This window comes from Pusillibacter faecalis (genome assembly GCF_018408705.1).
GTDB lineage: Bacteria > Bacillota > Clostridia > Oscillospirales > Oscillospiraceae > Oscillibacter > Oscillibacter faecalis.
Genome location: NZ_AP023420.1, coordinates 1,141,611 through 1,158,799 on the forward strand (window position 1 = coordinate 1,141,611; position 17,189 = coordinate 1,158,799).

Below are 17,189 nucleotides of genomic sequence, written 5' to 3' on the forward strand. Positions count from 1 at the left end.
CTCCGTCTGTGGTCTCATCAGCCCCACAGGGCGGAGAGCATAGGAATCACCTGTTTCTTTCGGGAGAGGATCTTGGGCAAAAATGCACAGTTTCCATGGTCTCCCTTGATATTGAATGCCTGTTGGATGGTCTCCTCATCTCCTGTAAACAGAAGCTGCGTGCCGTCCAGCAGTACATCGGTGATCATCAAAATCACCGTGTCCAGGGACTGCTCCTTCCGGATTCGATTCATCACCTGGAGGAACTCCGCTTTTCTCTCCAACAGGCGCTCCGAGTCCATACATGTGACCTGTCCCACCGCCAAATCGTGGCCGGCAATGTGAAACTCCTTGTAATCCGTCTTCAAAATGGTCTCCGCACTCTTGTCATCTCCACAGGTGGAGGAGAAAATCGCCTTGCCCAGCTCCTCCAGGGAGAGATTCGCAATGCGGGCCATCCGATTGGCAACGTTGATATCCCGCTGGGTACAGGTGGGAGACTTGAACATTACCGTATCTGAGACAATGGCGGCAGCCATCAGCCCTGCCATTTTTGCCGTGGGCATCAGCCCCTTTTCCTGGTACATGCCCGCCACAATCGTGGTGGTGCTTCCCACCGGCTCATTGCGGACATATATGGGATTGTTGGTTTGAATGTCCGCCAGTCGGTGGTGATCCACAATCTCCAAAATCTCCGCCTGATCCAGCCCCACCACGGACTGGGCCTTTTCATTGTGGTCCATGAGGATTACCTGCTTGCGGCGGGGCCGCAGCAGATGAAACCGGGACAGCGTCCCCACCACCTTTTCGTTTTCATCCAAAATAGGGTAGGCCCGGAAGCGGCTCTCCAGCACCGTGTTGCGCACATCATCAATATAATCGTCCAGATGGAAGCTGACAAGGTCAGCACTTTTACAGATATGGGAGATGGGCAGTGCATGCCAAATCAGGCGTACCGCCTGATAGGGATCGTAAGGGGTAGACATCAAGCAAGTCTCCGTCTCCACATTGAGAAGCTCCTGCGGAACCTCCGCCTGACAAACAATGATGCAGCTCACGCCGATTTCCAGCGCACGCCGAATCATATCCGGCTGGTCTCCGCAGACCACAATGCTGTTGGGATTGGAAAAGAGCAGGTTCTCCCGGCAGGTGGGCAGTGCGATCACCACCTCGCCAGAAACCTCGTCCCGCAGCTCCCCGCCGGCATTGAGAATCTCTCCCTCGATGACGGAGAGCAGATTGTATACCGGCATGCTGGAAACCATCGGGTTGCGGACCGAGCGCATGTCATAGTTGGCCACGTCCCCAGCGGAGAGCATGCCATACAGCGTCCCATCCTCGTTGGCCACTGGCAGCACAGAAATCCGGTCTGCCTGCATGGTCTGCCAGGCCCGGCTGATTGTGGCAGCGGCGGAGAGTGTGGGCGGCGTGTCGTAGTCCAGGTCCCGTACCTGTGTACGCACATTGCTAATGAGGCGCGGAGGCTGAAAACCGAAGCGCTCCAGAACGGTATGGGTCTCATCGCTGATCTGGCCCAGGCGGGCTGCCTGATACTGCCGCTGCCCCAGAGCATTCTTCAAGGCGGCATAGGCCATGGCGGAAACGATTGAGTCTGTATCCGGATTCCGGTGGCCGGTGATATAGACAGTGTCCATGTGTGTTCCTCCCACGGTATGATTACTGTTATTATGCTTCCCCAAGGAACGGTTTGTCAACGGCAGTTTTGATCGGAAAACCGCGCAAAACGATCGTTTTGCGCGGCAATTCTTACAGAACCAGCAGCTCCTTGGGAGCTTTGGTCAAATTCTGACAACCGTCCTGAGTCAAAAAGAGCACATCCTCAATGCGCACTCCCATCTTTCCCGGCAGGTAAATCCCCGGCTCTGCGGAGATCACCGCCCGCTCCGGCAAGGGCTTATCATTGAGCTGCGAGGCATTGGGACTCTCGTGAATCTCTACCCCTACCCCGTGGCCGAAGCTGTGGCCGAAGTATTCGCCATAGCCGGCGGCGTCAATCACAGCCCTTGCGGCCGCATCTACCTCACGGCCCGTGGCACCCGCCCTAGCTGTAGCAATCCCCGCTTTTTGTGCGCAGAGCACCGTCTGGTACACTTCCCGCATCTCATCTGTCACGTGACCCACTGCCACGGTGCGGGTCATATCGGAGCAATAGCCGTGATAGACGCAGCCAAAATCCATGGTGACAAACTCGCCCGCCTGAATTAGCTTTTCTGAGGGCACACCGTGGGGAAGACTCCCATTCGGCCCAGACACCACAATGGGATCGAAGGACTTGTCCTCCGCTCCGTAGTGAAGCATCCGATACTGAATCCGGGCGGCGATCTCCTTCTCTGTGATCCCTGGCCGGATATCGTTCAAAATGTCCTCCAGCGCCCGCTCCGCGATCCGCTGGGCGGCGGTCAGCGCCTCCAGCTCCTCCGGGTCCTTCTGCGCCCGCAGCTTCCACAAAAGCTCTGTCGCCGGGACCAACTCGCAGGACAGCGCCTTCTGATAGCGCGCGTGTTCCTGCACCGTCATGCAGGCGTCCTCAAACCCCATGCGTCCGATGTGATCGCTGGACACCACTTCCGCCAGCAGGTCGGCATAGCCGTGCCCATGGCCGGTCTCCCGCAGCTGCGCGTTTTGAATGCAGCGTCCGGCCGCCTCCGTATAGCGGGCGTCCGTAAAGTAGTAATTTTTTTTGCGGGTGATGAGGGCTGCGCCATCGGTCCCCATCGAGTGAAAGCCCGTGGCGTAAAACCGGTTGGCCTCCCCAGTCAGCAGTATGGCGTCCAGGCCATACGACTCCAGCTGCACAGCAATTTTCTCAAAGTGATTCATCCATATTCTCCTTTCCCTGCATCTGTTCCAGCGCGGCCTTGACAAATCCGTAAAACAGCGGATGGGGGCGGTCGGGGCGGCTTTTGAACTCCGGGTGGAACTGCGCACCCACAAACCAGGGGTGCTGAGAAAGCTCCACAATCTCCACCAGCCGTCCGTCCGGAGACAGGCCGGACAGCACCATCCCCTGCTCCTGCATCTCACTGCGGCAGTCGTTTTGAAACTCAAACCGATGGCGGTGCCGCTCGGAGATTTCCGCCGTCCCATACAGCGCGCGGCTGCGTGTGTTTTCCGCCAGCACACAGGGATATTTTCCAAGACGCATAGTCCCGCCCTTATCTGTGATGTGCATCTGATCCGGCATTAAGGCAATGACAGGGTGCCGGGTCGTCTCGGAGAACTCAGCGGAGTTGGCGTCCGCCCACCCCAGCACATGTCTGGCGAACTCCACAACTGCCATCTGCATTCCCAGACAGATGCCGAAGAAGGGAACCCTCTGCTCCCGTGCGTATTGAATGGCGCGGATCATTCCCTCGATCCCCCGCTCTCCAAAGCCGCCGGGCACCAAAATCCCTCCGCAGCCTCTCAGAGATGCCTCCAGATTCTGCTCTGTCAGTTCCTCAGAGTCAATCCAGGCAATCTCCACTACGGCATCGTTAGCGGTGCCTGCGTGGTGCAGCGCCTCCACCACGGATAGATAGGCGTCGTGCAGCTGGGTGTACTTTCCCACCAGTGCGATGCGGACATGCCTGTGAGCCTCCTTTTCCCGCCGGACCATGGCACTCCACTCCCGCAGGTCCGGCTGGTAGGTGATCAGGCCCAGCTTCCTGCAAACCACCTCGTCCAGCCCCTCCTTTGCCATCAGCAGCGGCACTTCATAGAGTGTCTCAGCTGTGGCATTTTGAATCACGCAGTCCGGCTGTACGTTGCAGAAAAGGGCGATCTTTCTGCGGACCTCCTCAGTCATGGGTGCGTCACAGCGGCACACCAGGATATCCGGTTGAATACCCAGACTCAGCAGCTCCTTGACCGAGTGTTGGGTGGGCTTTGATTTCAGCTCCCCGGTTCCGGGGACCTGAACAATCAAGGGCACATGGATAAACAGCACGTCTCCGTGCGGCCGCTCCGCCGCCACCTGACGGATGGCCTCCAAAAAGGGCTGAGACTCAATATCCCCTACGGTTCCGCCCACCTCTGTAATGACAACATCCACATCCTCGGCGGCCATGGCATAGACCCGGCTTTTGATTTCATTGGTGATATGGGGAATGATTTGCACGGTTGCCCCTAGGTAATCTCCCCGCCGCTCCCGGTTCAGCACGGACCAGTAAATTTTCCCAGAGGAGATTGAGGAATTGCCGGACAGGTCCTCATCCACAAACCGCTCATAATGGCCCAGGTCCAGATCTGTCTCCGCCCCATCGTCTGTGACAAAGACCTCTCCATGCTGATAGGGACTCATCGTTCCCGGGTCCACATTGATATAGGGATCAAATTTCTGGTTGCGCACTCGGACACCCCGCTGCTTCAGAAGCCTCCCCAGGGATGCCGCGCAGATTCCCTTCCCCAGGCCGGACACCACGCCGCCGGTAATGAATACGAACTTTGTTGACATCATCCTTCCCTCCTCCTATAAAAATACTATTTTTAGATGCAACGACCGTATCTCTGGCCCAAAAACAAGAAAAAGCCCAGCCGGACTCCTTTTGCGGCTAAAAGTCCCTGTCTTTTTCGGGACTTTCAGCTGCGATCCGCGGGCTTGTCTGTTCGATTTTCGCGCTTGCGGTTTGCACCGCAAATCGCTGCTCAAAGTATTCCAAAAATACTTTCCTACTATAACACTGCGTTTTTTCCTTGTCAATGCCCCCTTTCCATCTGGACCCAATTTTTTAGCCGCCCTTGGGGAAGTCGGCAAGCCGCTCTGGAATTACGGCAGTTCTCCCCCCCCTATTTTGATAGCTAGAGGCCAAAGTTCCCCCTCTGATTTTGTAAAAAACGCCGGTTGACTTTACCTGTTTAAAGTTATATATTGAAAAAGTGATTTGAGGCGGCTGTGAAGTACAGATTTTTTTATCCCGCCAGTTTTCCCCTTGACCGGCATTCTGTTCTTCTTTATCTGGCCCGGCAGATCACATTGCCACATAAAAAGCGGCCTGCCCGAGCTGCCGTTTTTAATCAAGATCCTGCAAGTTTGAAAGTATGGAGGAAACGATCATGATGAAAAAGAAGTTCCTTGCTCTGCTTCTCTCCGGCGTCATGGCCCTGAGCCTGGCTGCCTGCGGCGGTTCTCAGGATGATGCCGTGAGTGACGACAACACCGATGATACTACCGCTGACGGCAAGACCTATACGGTCGGTATCATCCAGCAACAGCAGCACGTGGCACTGGACGCCGCCACAGAAGGCTTTCAGGATGCCCTGAAGGAGCTGTTGGGTGACAGCGTTACTTTTGATCCTCAGAATGCCTCTGGTGATTCTGCAAACTGCTCCACGATTGTGGGCGGTTTTGTCTCCGCAGGCGTGGATCTGATCATGGCAAACGGCACCACCGCTCTGCAGGCTGCCATGGCTGCCACTGAAGAAATTCCCATTTTGGGCACCTCTATTACGGAGTACGGCGTGGCTCTGGGCATCGACGGCTTTACCGGCACCACCGGCACCAATATCTCCGGCACCTCTGATCTGGCTCCTCTGGATCAGCAGGCCGCCATGGTGCAGGAATGGTTCCCGGATGCCGGCACAGTAGGACTGCTGTACTGCTCCGCGGAGCCTAACAGCAAATACCAGGTGGATACTGTCCAGGGATATCTGGAGGAGATGGGTTATACCTGCAAGCAGTTCTCCTTCTCCGACTCCAACGACCTCTCGGCCGTTGCCACCACCGCCTGTGCGGAGAGCGATGTCCTTTATGTCCCCACGGACAACACCGCCGCCAACAATTCTGAGCTGATCGGCAATATCTCTCTGGATTCCGGCACGCCTGTGATTGCTGGTGAGGAGGGTATCTGCAAAGGCTGCGGCGTTGCGACGCTGACCATCAGCTACTATGACATTGGCTACAAAACCGGCGAAATGGCCTATGAGATTCTGGTAAACGGCGCCAATCCCGCCGAGATGCCGATTGAGTATGCCCCGCAGTTCACCGCCAAGTACAATCCCACCATGTGTGAGGCCCTGGGCTTGACCGCGCCCGACGGCTATGAGGCTGTGACGGAATAATCAGCAGAGGAGAAATCCCTGTAAAAAGAGGTGGAAAAGGGCTTCCCTTTTCCACCTCTTTTTGCTATACTATTGAAGTCTATAGCCATTTTTATTATCATATCCAGGGAATTGGGAGGCGTTTCATTTTGAACATCATGCACTTGGTCAACGCCCTGCCGGGCGTGGCCGCTCTGGGCCTTATCTGGGGCATCATGGCCATCGGCGTCTATATCACGTATCGGATTTTGGATGTGGCCGATCTGACGGTGGATGGCACCATGGCCACTGGCGGCGCCACCTTTATCATGCTGACCATGGCGGGCGTTCCCCTGCCTGCTGCCCTGCTGGGGGCTTTTCTTGCAGGGATGCTGGCGGGGCTTGTCACGGGGTTATTCCACACCGCCTGCGGTATTCCGGCAATTCTGGCCGGCATTTTAACCCAGTTGGCGCTGTACTCTGTCAATCTGCGGATCATGGGACAGGCCAACCGCCCGATCAGCTCCCGGCAGTATACCTTGCTGGTGGACCAGCAGAGTGTGCGCAGCCTCAGCCTTGAGAATCCCATCTTCACAGTTGCCATTTTTGTGATTATGATCATTGCCCTGCTCTACTGGTTTTTCGGCACAGAGCTGGGTTCCTCCCTGCGTTCCACCGGCTCTAATCCCAATATGTCCCGGGCTCAGGGGATCAACACCAATTTTACCACGGTTTTGGGCCTGATGCTCTCCAACGGTCTGGTGGCTCTCTCCTCTGCGCTTCTGGCTCAATACCAGGGGTTTGCCGACGTCAATATGGGCCGGGGGGCCATTGTCATTGGTCTTGCCGCCGTGATTATCGGTGAGGTGATTTTCGGCAAGCTCTTCCACAACTTTGCCTTGAAGCTGTTAACGGTGGTGTTTGGCGCCATGCTCTACTACCTGGTGTATCAGGTGGTGATCTGGCTGGGTCTGAATACTGATGACATGAAGCTGATCACCGCTCTGATTGTGGCTGTCTTTTTGGCGCTGCCCTACTGGAAGGGAAAATACTTCCGTGTCAAACCTGCCAAGAGTCTGTCAAAGCCGGAGTCCAAGCTGGAAGGGGGCGACCACAATGCTTGAAGTCAAACAGATCTGGAAAACCTTTAATGCTGGGACCGTCAATGAAAAGCAGGCTCTGCGGGGCATCAGCCTAACGCTGAATGACGGAGATTTCTGCACAGTCATTGGCGGCAATGGCGCCGGAAAATCCACCCTGCTCAACGCCGTGGCCGGGACCTTCCCTGTGGACGCTGGGAGCATCTCTCTAGGCGGCGTGGATGTCACCAAGCTGCCGGAGCACAAGCGGGCGCAGTATATTGGCCGAGTTTTTCAGGACCCTATGCTGGGAACCGCTCCCACCATGCAGATTGAGGAGAACCTGGCGCTGGCCGCCCGCCGCGGAAAGAGCCGTGGCCTACGCTGGGGAATTACCAAAACAGAGCGGGAGGACTATATCCAGCGCCTGAAAATTTTGGACTTGGGGTTGGAGGAACGGCTCACCAGCAAGGTGGGGCTGCTCTCCGGCGGCCAGCGGCAGGCCCTCACGCTGCTGATGGCCACATTGATCAAGCCCCAGCTGCTCCTGCTGGACGAGCATACTGCCGCCCTGGACCCCAAGACCGCCGCTAAGGTGCTGGATGCCACAGACCGTCTGGTTGCCAAGGATCACCTAACCACACTGATGATTACCCACAACATGAAGGATGCCATCTCCCACGGCAACCGGCTTATCATGATGTATGAAGGGCGAATTGTCATTGACGTGTCCGGCGAGGAGAAAAAGAAGCTGACGGTTCCACAGCTTCTGGATCTGTTCAGCAAGGTCAGCGGAAGCGATGAGGCTGACGATAAGCTGCTGCTTTCCTGATATCATGGGGCGGAGCAGAGTGTGCGCCCTCTTTTTTGGAGGTATCTGATGAAACTTGTCACCTTTTTGTATCAAGGACGGGAGATTCCTGGCATTCTAGAGCATGATACCGTCCGTCCTCTGCCCTGTGCCAGCATGCAGGCCCTGATTGAGTCCGGCACCGTCCCGGAGCCAGCCGGTGAATGGCTGCCCCTTTCCATGGTAACCCTGCTTGCTCCGATCCCGCATCCTCGGCAGGATATCATCTGTCTGGGAATCAATTACCGTGATCATGCGGAGGAGGCGGCCCGTTTCAGCGGCGATGCCTTTCGGAAGGAGCGGCCGATCCCCATCTATTTCTCCAAGCGGGTGGCGGAAGCCGTGCCGCCTAACGGCTGGATTAATAGCCACCCTGGCCTTGTGGAGCAACTTGATTACGAGGCGGAGCTGGCGGTTGTGATCGGCAGGACCGCCAAGGATGTCCCTGCCAACCAGGCTGGCGAGTATATCTTTGGCTATACAATCCTCAACGACGTATCCGCACGGGTTCTGCAAACCGCTCATAAGCAGTGGTATTTCGGCAAGGGGCTGGACGGCTTCACTCCGATGGGCCCCTGGATTACAACTGCCGATGAAGTTGCCTTTCCGCCAGCCCTGGCAATCTCCTCCAAAGTCAACGGCGAGCTTCGCCAGCATTCCAACACCAGCCTCTTGATGACCGGCATTGCCGAGATCATTGAGGAGCTCTCCTCCGGTATTACCTTGTTGCCGGGCACAATCATTGCGACCGGTACTCCCGCCGGTGTGGGCATGGGCTTTGACCCCCCCAAATTTTTAAAAAGCGGTGATGTTGTGGAATGTACCATAGAGGGCATCGGCACTCTGTGTAACACAGTCCGCTGACAACGGCCGGGAGGATGCAAAAAAAGTTCCGCATCTATGCAGCGCTGCCTTCTGCGGCAAACAAAATCCTCTCCAACAGGGAATCCTGTTGGAGAGGATTTAATCATTCAGTAGCCAATAATGAGTCCCTTTTCCATGGCGTAAAAGCTGGTCAGTCCCCGGCAGGAGATGATCTCCACACTCTTCACCGGCAGGTCTGTCAGGATCTGCTCCTTCAGCTTCCCCGCACCCTTCATGTTCTCGCAGTGAGAAATCACCACCTCGGCACCGGCGCAGTCTTTGCTGGCGGCCATCAGCGCGGTGATGGCCTTCCAGGTCTTCGCCTCTCCCCGCGCCTTGTCCGCCACATGAATCGTCCCCTGCGGCGTTGCGTCCGCAATCACATGAATGCCGAGGGATCGAAGCAGTGTGCCCACCAGCGGGCGCATTCGGCCGTTTTTAATCAGGTTGTCAAAATTCTCCAGGGTAAAGCAGGTCCGCAGCGCCGCCTGATAAAGCCGCAGCTGGGCACAGATCCCTTCAAAATCCCCTGTGGTGTCTGTCTCCATCAGTTCCTTTGCCCTGCGAATCAAAAGAACCATGGCACCGGCCGTGGCCTTGGAATCAATGATGCAGATCTTCTTTTCCGGATGTTCTTCCAGAACCATCTCCCGCCCCATCACCGCAGCGTTATACGTACCGGAAAGGTTTGCAGAGATCGTAAAGCAGACGGTTTGATCCCCTGCTTCAAATGCGCGGGCAAAGGCTGCGGGAGACGGGCAGGCAGTGGAAGAGGCGCTTTTCTCATCTGCCATAGCCGCCAGTAAATCCGGCACCTCCAACTCGTCATTGTCTACAAATTCCCGGCTGCCCACCTGGATTCTCAAGGGAACAATTTCAAAGTGAACCCGGTCGCTGGTAAAGCTGTTCATCGGCAGATCGCAGCTGCTGTCACTGACAATGTTCCAAGTCATATAAATCTCCTTAACACATGGTTTTCTTTACCACATTTTTAATTATCATACCGCACTTGCTTATATTTGTCAATGCAAAAATATCTTATGCATCTGGGGTGTTTTTTTCATGATTGAAAGCATCTTCGATCATCTTCCGGCGGCTTGCCACGTATCCGGATCAGCATCCTGGCTCCATCATTTCACCACCGGCAAAAGGCATGTCCAAAACATGGTGAACATCGTTCCGCAGTCTCTTTCGCTGTCGCTGGATTTAACGCAAGAGAGACTGCTGTTGCTCTTCGGAGCTTTCATAAAAGCAGAAGGGGCTGCTTTCTTCAGCCAAGAACGAAGGGCTTTCCAACTTGACAGTCCTCTCTGACTGTGCTATTCTTATATGGTTCGCGTAAGAACTGTTCTAATAAGAACAAATTGGAGGCTGTCATGTCCAGTTTCTATACCCGTCTTTTACAGTTCGCCCAGCAATTTCAAAAATTTTATACCCGCCAGTTCTCTCCCATGATGGAGCAGTCCGGTCTGACCATGTGCGAGATTGATGTACTGCTTTTCCTGGCCAATAATCCCCCCTATGATACTGCCCGGGATATCACGCTCTTGCGTGGACTCTCCAAGTCTCAGGTCTCCCAGGCTGTCGACGATCTGGTAGCAGAGGGCCTGCTCCTGCGCACTCCTGACCAGAAGGATCGGAGGGTGGTTCATCTGTCCATCACTGCTTCGGGCGCTCCCCTGGTTCAAAGGTGCCAGGCTATTCAGGAGCAGTGCTCTCAGCGGCTTTTATCCGGTCTGACGCCTGAAGAGCAGTCTCAGTTTCGTTCCCTTTTAAATACCGTCTTGAACACCAGCATCTTATGAGGAGGCATTCCAATGAAGTGGATGAGTCAGAAACATGTGGATTTAGGTAGCGGCAGCGTTGGAAGGCTTTTGCTCTCCCTGGCCGCGCCTACCATTACCTCGCAGATTGTCAACATGCTTTATAATCTGGTGGACCGGGTCTATATCGGCCATATGCAGCCCACCGATACCGTGGGCAAGCTGGCTCTCACTGGAGTGGGCGTCTGTCTGCCTGTGATCCTCATCATCTCCGCTTTTGCCGCGCTGATGGCCATGGGCGGCGCTCCCAGGGCATCGATTCAAGAGGGGCGTGGAAATTCCAGAGAGGCCGAGCGCATTATGGGCAACTCCTTTACCCTGCTGGTTTTTGCCTCTCTGATCCTGACACTGGTATTTCGGATCTGGGCAGAGCCTATCCTGCTGCTGTTTGGCGCCAGCGAGAATACCATCGGCTATGCACTGGACTATTTAAATATCTATGCAATCGGCACTATTTTCGTACAAGTAACTCTTGGTATGAACTCCTATATTACAGCCCAGGGTTTTACGATGACTGGCATGAAAACGGTGCTCATTGGCGCTGTTTTAAACACGATTCTGGACCCCATCTTTATTTTTGGGCTAGATATGGGTGTACAGGGTGCGGCCCTGGCCACGGTTTTGTCTCAGGCCGTGTCGGCGGCATGGGTTTTTCGCTTTTTGGTGGGTCCCCAGACCCGCTGGCACCTCCGCCGTGAAAACCTGCGGCCTGTGCCCTCCGTATTTTTGCCCTGTCTGGCCCTTGGGATGTCCCCTTTTATCATGCAAAGCACAGAGAGTCTGATTACTGTATGCTTCAACTCCTCCCTGCTGAAATATGGCGGTGATATCGCCGTCGGTGCTATGACGGTACTCAGCAGCATCATGCAGTTTGCCATGATGCCGCTGCAGGGCTTGACTCAGGGCGCCCAGCCTATCATCAGCTATAACTTCGGCGCACGAAACGTTCAGCGGGTCCGCGACGCCTTTCAGGTACTTTTAAAAGCCTGCATCGCTTACTCCCTCACCCTGTGGCTGTTGGTGCAGCTGTTCCCTCAGTTGTTTGTGCTGATTTTTAACGATAACCCAGATCTGGTGAACTACGCCTCCTGGGCACTGCGGATTTATATGGCTGCAACTGGAATTTTTGGCGCTCAGATTGCCTGCCAGCAGACCTTTGTGGCACTGGGCAACGCCAAAACTTCTCTCTTTCTGGCTGTCCTGCGGAAAATCATTCTGTTGATTCCCCTGATCTATCTCCTCCCCCTCTTTTTCTCAGACAAGGTGTTCGCTGTCTTTCTGGCCGAGCCGGTAGCAGATCTGCTGGCAGTATGCACCACAGTCATCCTCTTTACTATTCAGTTTAAAAAGAGTCTGGCGGAATTGGAGCAGTCACCCTCCTGAAATGATACAGCCACCGGCTGAGCCAGTGGCGATGACTCGTTAAAACAGCAGCGGCGCGCACAAAAAGCTTGTGCGCGCCGCTGTTAGCGTTATCACTTTGCAGTCTTATTAGCCATTACAGCACCTTGCTGAGGAAAGTGCGGGTCCGTGGGTTTTGGGGATGGTCAAAAAATTCCTGAGGCGTATTCTGCTCCAAGATCTTTCCGCTGTCCATAAACAGCACCCGGCTGCCCACCTCCTTGGCGAAACCCATCTCATGGGTGACAACCACCATGGTCATTCCCTCCTGGGCCAGCTCCTTCATCACATCCAGCACCTCGCCCACCATTTCCGGGTCCAGGGCGGAGGTAGGCTCGTCAAAGAGCATGACCTTGGGCTGCATAGCCAGTGCCCGAACAATCGCGATCCGCTGCTTCTGCCCGCCGGAAATCTGAGCCGGGTAGGCGTCGGCCTTATCCAGCAGCCCCACCCGCTTCAAAAGCACCGCAGCGGTCTCATCGGCTTCCTCCTGCTTCATGAGGCCCGTACGAACCGGAGCAAGGGTGATGTTTTTCCGGATGGTCATATTGGGGAACAGGTTGAAGTGCTGGAACACCATCCCCATTTGCTGCCGAATCTGATCAATATTCGTCTTGGTATTAGTGACCTCCACACCATTAAACGTAATGGTGCCCGCAGTAGGGGTCTCCAGCAGATTCAGGCAGCGTAGAAATGTGGACTTTCCAGAACCGGAGGGACCAATCACCACCACCTTTTCCCCCGGATAGATGTGCTCAGAGAGATCGTCCAGCACCAGATGGTCTCCGAAGGACTTGCTCAGGTTCTTAACGTCGATCACTTTGACGCAGCCTCCTTTCCAGTTTCCCCAGCAACCAGGTGAAAATCATCACCATCACCAGATAGACGCAGGCGACGCCGATCAGAGGGAACATCGCCTCATAGGTGCGGCCCATGATCCCCTGGGCAGCGTAGAGCAGCTCCTTGCCGCCGATCACGGTGATGAGGGAAGTATCCTTGAGCAGGATAATGAACTCATTGCCCAGAGCTGGCAGAATCGCCTTGATGGCCTGAGGAATCACGATGAAGCGCATGGTATCCATGTAATTGAGGCCCAGAGAACGGCCAGCCTCCATCTGCCCTCCGTCCACTGCCATGAGTCCGCCTCGGATAATTTCCGCCACATACGCGCCGGAGTTAATGCCCAGGCCCAGAATGCCAATCATCGTGTAGCTGCGGCTGCTGAGAAACACCACGGAACTCCAGATCAGCAGCTGCACCATCATAGGGGTGCCCCGGATCACAGTGACATAAACCTTGGCAATGAAATTGAAAAGCCCCAGGAAAGGATTGCGGACGCCGGGGCGCTGTTGGTCATGAGCCGTACGAATCATGGCCACCAGCACGCCCAGCACCACACCCAGCACCAGAGCCAGGGCGGTGGCCACCAGGGTAGTGCCCACACCATCCAGATACTGCTTCCAACGGTCAGCCTCGATGAATGCCTGATAGAACTTGACAAAAAATTCCTGCCACCAAGCCATGTCCATGCCGCTTGCGATCAGAGTCTTCCACTCCGCATAATAGGCTGCCAGATTCACAGGGGATCACCTCTCTCTTTCTTGTCGGTTGGGGGGAATACGGCGAAAAAAGGGCGGCAGGAGCCGCCCTCTTTCTTGGTTGTCGCTTACTCCGCAGTGATGTAGCTATCAATGATAGACTGAACCGTGCCGTCGCTAATCAGTTCATTGAGCGCGCCATTCACAGCCTCCACCAGGGCGGTGTTGCCCTTGGCCATGCCGATGGCATAGTCCTCATTGGCATACTCGGTGTCCAGAATGGTCAAGCCGGGATTGGCTGCCACGAACTCCTGAGCGGGAGCCTGGTCAATGACCACGCAGTCCACCTTGCCGTTCACCAAGTCCTGAACGGCCACGATGCCGTCGTCATAAGCCACCACATGATCCTCGCCAAACTCATCGGTGCAGTAGATATTGCCGGTAGTGGCCCGCTGCGTGCCGATCATCTGCTCACCCAGGTTGTCCAGGGTTACATCGGAGCCCTCCTTGACGATGACCACCTGAACGCCGGTGGCGTAGCTGTCGGAGAAGTCCATCACCAGCAGGCGGTCCTCCGTAACGGAGAGGCCAGCCATGCAGATGTCGCTCTTGCCGTTCTGAACAGCCAGCTGAGCAGCGTCAAAGTCCATGTCGTCGATCTGGAGCTCCAGGCCCAGCTTTTCAGCAATGGCGGCGGCAATCTCAGCATCAATGCCTACCACGTTGCCGCTGTCATCCGTCATCTCATAGGGAGGGAACGCCGCGTTGGTAGACATGATGAGCTTGCCTTCCTCCACGGTTGTGAGGGTCGTGTCTCCGGTGGGCTCCTGAGTCTCGGTGTTGGTGTCGTCGCCAGTGGTGTCCTCCGCCGTGGTGTCACCGCCGCAGGCGGCCAGGGACAAAACCATTGCCAGTGTCAGCAGCAATGCAAACAGCTTCTTCATCCTATAAACTTCCTTTTCCATTGGATTTGCCACTCCCCTGGGAGGGGGGATCTTCCCCCGCGGACAAGAGATTCCCGCTGGCTGTGGTTACCTTACCACTCCCATCCTGTATTGTCAATACTTTTTCAAAATAAATGGATAATTATTTGCTGGGTTTCCCCATTAAACTGGATAGCTTGAGATTTATGGAATCTTTTTTCCCCTGCTTTTGTTCATTTTGCTGACCACATGGAATATCGGTATGTATATTTACGTTTCCTGAATCGTTTTCCGATTGTAAAAAAAGTCCGCCCGAGACCGGCTCGGGCGGATGTTCATGGAAGCAACAAATAATTCTGGACCTTTGCGGGCGGCTCACTCAGCTCCGGCACAAAAACGGTCCCGGCAGCCTCTGCCGCCGCGCTCAGAGCCTCGGCCTGATCCTCCGTTGTCACAGCATAGACGCGGTCCACAGTGTCGGCGGGGAGAGACACCGTTTCATCCGCACCTGCCAGAATCACATCTGCCGGAAGCTCTACCGACAGCAGTACATCCTGCAGCCCCGCCTCATCCAGAGCCGTCCGAATAGCGCTTAGGCACGCCTGCAAGCTGGCCTCCTTCCCGATCTCGGGATAGGCGATCTTATCCAGCTTCCCCTGGGTGGGAAAGCTGAAATCCGTCAGCAGAATCTCGTCAAACCCCAGCTCCGCGCACTCCACCGCAAGACTTGCGAGATATTCCTGAGTCTTTTCCTTGCTGGGGTCCAGCCAGTTTTCGTTATTGCCGTCGTAGAAGATATAGCCGCCGGTGTTCTTCAGGCCCATACCCTCTACATCTGCTTTTGCAGCAATGGGGTCCAGCAGGCAGGAAAGCCGCGCAATGGCCCGGGCGGCACCCTCTGTTCCGCCGCGCATCACCATAGCCAGGGCCTCGGCTGTGTCCTCCGCTGTCTCCACAGCGCCGGGCACGGCGGCCTGGCTATCATAGTAAACCCGCCCGCTACCGTCCTTCATGGTCAGCGCCGCATCGGCGGCGAGAGCCACAGAGGAATCGGAGGAGGCCAGCACCTTCATCCGTGCCTGCTCCCAGCCCTCCACGGTCAGCGGTGCTGTCGTCACCTGATATGCCCGCACCTGCCAGGGAGCCTCCGGCTCCTCAATGACCAAGTCCAGCTCCGGCGTCTGCTCCGGCTCCTCCTTCTGCCAAGGGATCTCCAGCCTGGGAGTTCCATTTGCATCAAAGACCACATGCTCCTGCACCAGGATCACCATGACCGCTGCCAGAATCACCAGGCACAGCAGCAGCGCCAACAGGATTTTCCGTTTCGTTCCGCGTCCTCGATAACTGCGATAGCCCTTTGCTCCCGCCATGCCCGATCACCTCGTTTCCAAGCCGCTCTGCTCAGTTCTCCAGAGCCGTTATCTGATCCACCCGGCGCTGGTGCCGGCCGCCCTCAAACTCTGTGGAAAGAAATACCTCCACCATCCGCTCAGCCATATTTTTTCCAGTAAAGCCAGCGCCGATAGCCAGCATGTTGGCATCATTGTGACGACGGGTCATCTCCGCCTCCAGGCAGTCCGCACAATGAGCGCACCGGATGCCCTTGATCTTGTTAGCGGCAATGGAGATACCAATGCCGGTGGTACAGATCACAATGCCCCGCTGACACTTGCCCTCCGCCACGGCCCGGGCGGCTGCGGCGCCGAAGTTCGGGTAGTCACAGCTTTCCGTGGAGTTGCAGCCAAAGTCCTCATAGGAGTACTCCAGCCTCTCCAAAACCCTTTTGATAAATTCCTTCAGTTCATAGCCGCCATGGTCGCAGCCCAGCGCAATCTTCATATCTCTACTCCTCTCCGCGTGTAAAAAGCAACCTTATTATATACATTCCGCCCAAAAAAATCAATCCAGTGCGTGCCAGACCGGCTGCATCTGGTCAAAGGTACAAAAGCGCTTGAAGCCGCACTCCCTGAGCAGTCGCTGCCGCTCCTGGATGGCGCAGCCTACATAGCGCCTGCTGTGGGCATCAGTACCCAGGGTGATGATCTCCCCTCCCAGGCTTCGATACATCCGCAGCCATTTCGCGTCTGGCAGCGGCGTATTGCCTCGGTTGGTGTTGAGCTCAATCCCCCGGCCCTGCTGGATCAGGATGCGCAGAATCTCTTCCATCTCCGCCTTAAAGCCGTCAAAGGTCAGGTGAAAGCCGCGGTTTTCGTTGAGATAGCGCACTGGAAGTGTCAGGTGCCCCAAAACGGAGAACTTTCCCCACTCCGCCAGCTTGCGTACCTGCCCCAGATAGTCCGCCATCCCCCTGCGGGCCTCCGCCTCATTGGGAGGATCAAAAAAGTAGAGATCCATGCCGTCGTACCGCTCCGAAAGCATATGGATGGAGCCGATGACAAAATCCAGCGGCGGCGCCTGGGCCAGCAGACGTTCCGTGTTCTCCAAGGCCCAGGGCGCGTCTCCCAGCTCAATACCCAGCCGGAGTACAATCCGATCTCCCGCCGCCTGCCGCGCCGCCTCGAACTCCGCTGACAGCGCCGCCCAGTCAAAGCTCTCCCGGGGTGTGGTCACGCCCCACTCCACCGGCTCCATATGGTCGGTGAAGCACAGCTCGTCAAGCCCCGCGGCAATGGCTGCCTCCGCCATTTCGGCCATGGACTTCCCCGCATCCGGGGAAATCCGGGAATGGGTGTGATAATCCGCCAGATACATAG

Annotated in this window: 17 protein-coding genes; 7 read left to right on the plus strand and 10 right to left on the minus strand. The window is 55.9% G+C overall.

The genetic code is table 11. The annotated features are described in order from the left end of the window. Window positions 1-17: 17 nt before the first annotated feature. The 3 genes from KJS55_RS05890 to pyrG form a co-directional block, all read right to left on the minus strand. Window positions 18-1,634 carry a putative manganese-dependent inorganic diphosphatase gene (locus KJS55_RS05890; RefSeq protein WP_187027944.1) on the minus strand — a complete coding sequence of 539 codons (1,617 nt, stop codon included), beginning with the start codon at window positions 1,632-1,634 and terminating at the stop codon, window positions 18-20. 112 nt (window positions 1,635-1,746) lie between these two features. Continuing rightward, on the minus strand, window positions 1,747-2,820 hold the full coding sequence (locus KJS55_RS05895) for a M24 family metallopeptidase (RefSeq protein ID WP_213542906.1): 1,074 nt from the start codon (window positions 2,818-2,820) through the stop codon (window positions 1,747-1,749). Continuing rightward, complete coding sequence (gene pyrG / locus KJS55_RS05900; RefSeq protein WP_213543655.1) at window positions 2,807-4,435, minus strand: CTP synthase; 1,629 nt, start codon at window positions 4,433-4,435, stop codon at window positions 2,807-2,809. The genes KJS55_RS05895 and pyrG overlap by 14 nt, the downstream gene beginning before the upstream one ends. Window positions 4,436-5,037: 602 nt before the next feature. Between pyrG and KJS55_RS05905 the strand changes: the two genes are divergently transcribed. The 4 genes from KJS55_RS05905 to KJS55_RS05920 all read left to right on the plus strand — a co-directional run bounded on the left by KJS55_RS05905 (window position 5,038) and on the right by KJS55_RS05920 (window position 8,790). Next, on the plus strand, window positions 5,038-6,039 hold the full coding sequence (locus KJS55_RS05905) for an ABC transporter substrate-binding protein (protein WP_187028309.1): 1,002 nt from the start codon (window positions 5,038-5,040) through the stop codon (window positions 6,037-6,039). 137 nt (window positions 6,040-6,176) lie between these two features. Continuing rightward, complete coding sequence (locus KJS55_RS05910) at window positions 6,177-7,121, plus strand: ABC transporter permease (RefSeq protein WP_346345695.1); 945 nt, start codon at window positions 6,177-6,179, stop codon at window positions 7,119-7,121. Continuing rightward, a complete protein-coding gene (locus KJS55_RS05915) occupies window positions 7,114-7,908 on the plus strand; it encodes an ABC transporter ATP-binding protein (protein WP_213542907.1) in 795 nt (264 codons plus the stop codon). The genes KJS55_RS05910 and KJS55_RS05915 overlap by 8 nt, the downstream gene beginning before the upstream one ends. A gap of 48 nt (window positions 7,909-7,956) precedes the next feature. After that, on the plus strand, window positions 7,957-8,790 hold the full coding sequence (locus KJS55_RS05920) for a fumarylacetoacetate hydrolase family protein (protein ID WP_187027939.1): 834 nt from the start codon (window positions 7,957-7,959) through the stop codon (window positions 8,788-8,790). A 107-nt stretch (window positions 8,791-8,897) separates the two neighbouring features. On the opposite strand, the gene KJS55_RS05925 is transcribed toward KJS55_RS05920, so the two are convergent. After that, window positions 8,898-9,743, minus strand: coding sequence for a DegV family protein (locus KJS55_RS05925; RefSeq protein ID WP_213542908.1), 846 nt, complete (start codon window positions 9,741-9,743; stop codon window positions 8,898-8,900). A 109-nt stretch (window positions 9,744-9,852) separates the two neighbouring features. Here KJS55_RS05925 and KJS55_RS05930 point away from each other — a divergent pair, with 109 nt between their 5' ends. The 3 genes from KJS55_RS05930 (at window position 9,853) to KJS55_RS05940 (ending at window position 11,996) form a co-directional block, all read left to right on the plus strand. Further along, window positions 9,853-10,104 carry a hypothetical protein gene (locus tag KJS55_RS05930; protein WP_213542909.1) on the plus strand — a complete coding sequence of 84 codons (252 nt, stop codon included), beginning with the start codon at window positions 9,853-9,855 and terminating at the stop codon, window positions 10,102-10,104. Window positions 10,105-10,166: 62 nt separating this feature from the next. Further along, window positions 10,167-10,595, plus strand: a complete 429-nt coding sequence (locus tag KJS55_RS05935) for a MarR family winged helix-turn-helix transcriptional regulator (protein WP_187027936.1) — start codon at window positions 10,167-10,169, stop codon at window positions 10,593-10,595. Between the two features lie 21 nt (window positions 10,596-10,616). Continuing rightward, on the plus strand, window positions 10,617-11,996 hold the full coding sequence (locus KJS55_RS05940; protein ID WP_346345696.1) for an MATE family efflux transporter: 1,380 nt from the start codon (window positions 10,617-10,619) through the stop codon (window positions 11,994-11,996). A 115-nt stretch (window positions 11,997-12,111) separates the two neighbouring features. Here the strand turns inward: KJS55_RS05940 and KJS55_RS05945 are convergent, their stop codons facing one another. The 6 genes from KJS55_RS05945 to KJS55_RS05970 form a co-directional block, all read right to left on the minus strand. Further along, window positions 12,112-12,834, minus strand: a complete 723-nt coding sequence (locus tag KJS55_RS05945; RefSeq protein WP_187027934.1) for an amino acid ABC transporter ATP-binding protein — start codon at window positions 12,832-12,834, stop codon at window positions 12,112-12,114. Beyond that, entirely contained in the window at window positions 12,821-13,588 is a 768-nt protein-coding gene (locus tag KJS55_RS05950) for an amino acid ABC transporter permease (protein ID WP_213543656.1), read from the minus strand. The genes KJS55_RS05945 and KJS55_RS05950 overlap by 14 nt, the downstream gene beginning before the upstream one ends. Window positions 13,589-13,680: 92 nt before the next feature. Next, the gene (locus KJS55_RS05955; protein WP_213542910.1) at window positions 13,681-14,496 is read right to left on the minus strand and encodes an ABC transporter substrate-binding protein; all 816 of its coding nucleotides are present in this window, start codon (window positions 14,494-14,496) and stop codon (window positions 13,681-13,683) included. A 314-nt stretch (window positions 14,497-14,810) separates the two neighbouring features. Beyond that, window positions 14,811-15,845 carry a putative glycoside hydrolase gene (locus KJS55_RS05960; RefSeq protein ID WP_213542911.1) on the minus strand — a complete coding sequence of 345 codons (1,035 nt, stop codon included), beginning with the start codon at window positions 15,843-15,845 and terminating at the stop codon, window positions 14,811-14,813. A gap of 31 nt (window positions 15,846-15,876) precedes the next feature. After that, on the minus strand, window positions 15,877-16,314 hold the full coding sequence (rpiB, locus tag KJS55_RS05965; protein WP_213542912.1) for a ribose 5-phosphate isomerase B: 438 nt from the start codon (window positions 16,312-16,314) through the stop codon (window positions 15,877-15,879). 60 nt (window positions 16,315-16,374) lie between these two features. Further along, window positions 16,375-17,187 carry a histidinol-phosphatase HisJ family protein gene (locus tag KJS55_RS05970; protein ID WP_213542913.1) on the minus strand — a complete coding sequence of 271 codons (813 nt, stop codon included), beginning with the start codon at window positions 17,185-17,187 and terminating at the stop codon, window positions 16,375-16,377. Between the last annotated feature and the right edge of the window lie 2 nt (window positions 17,188-17,189).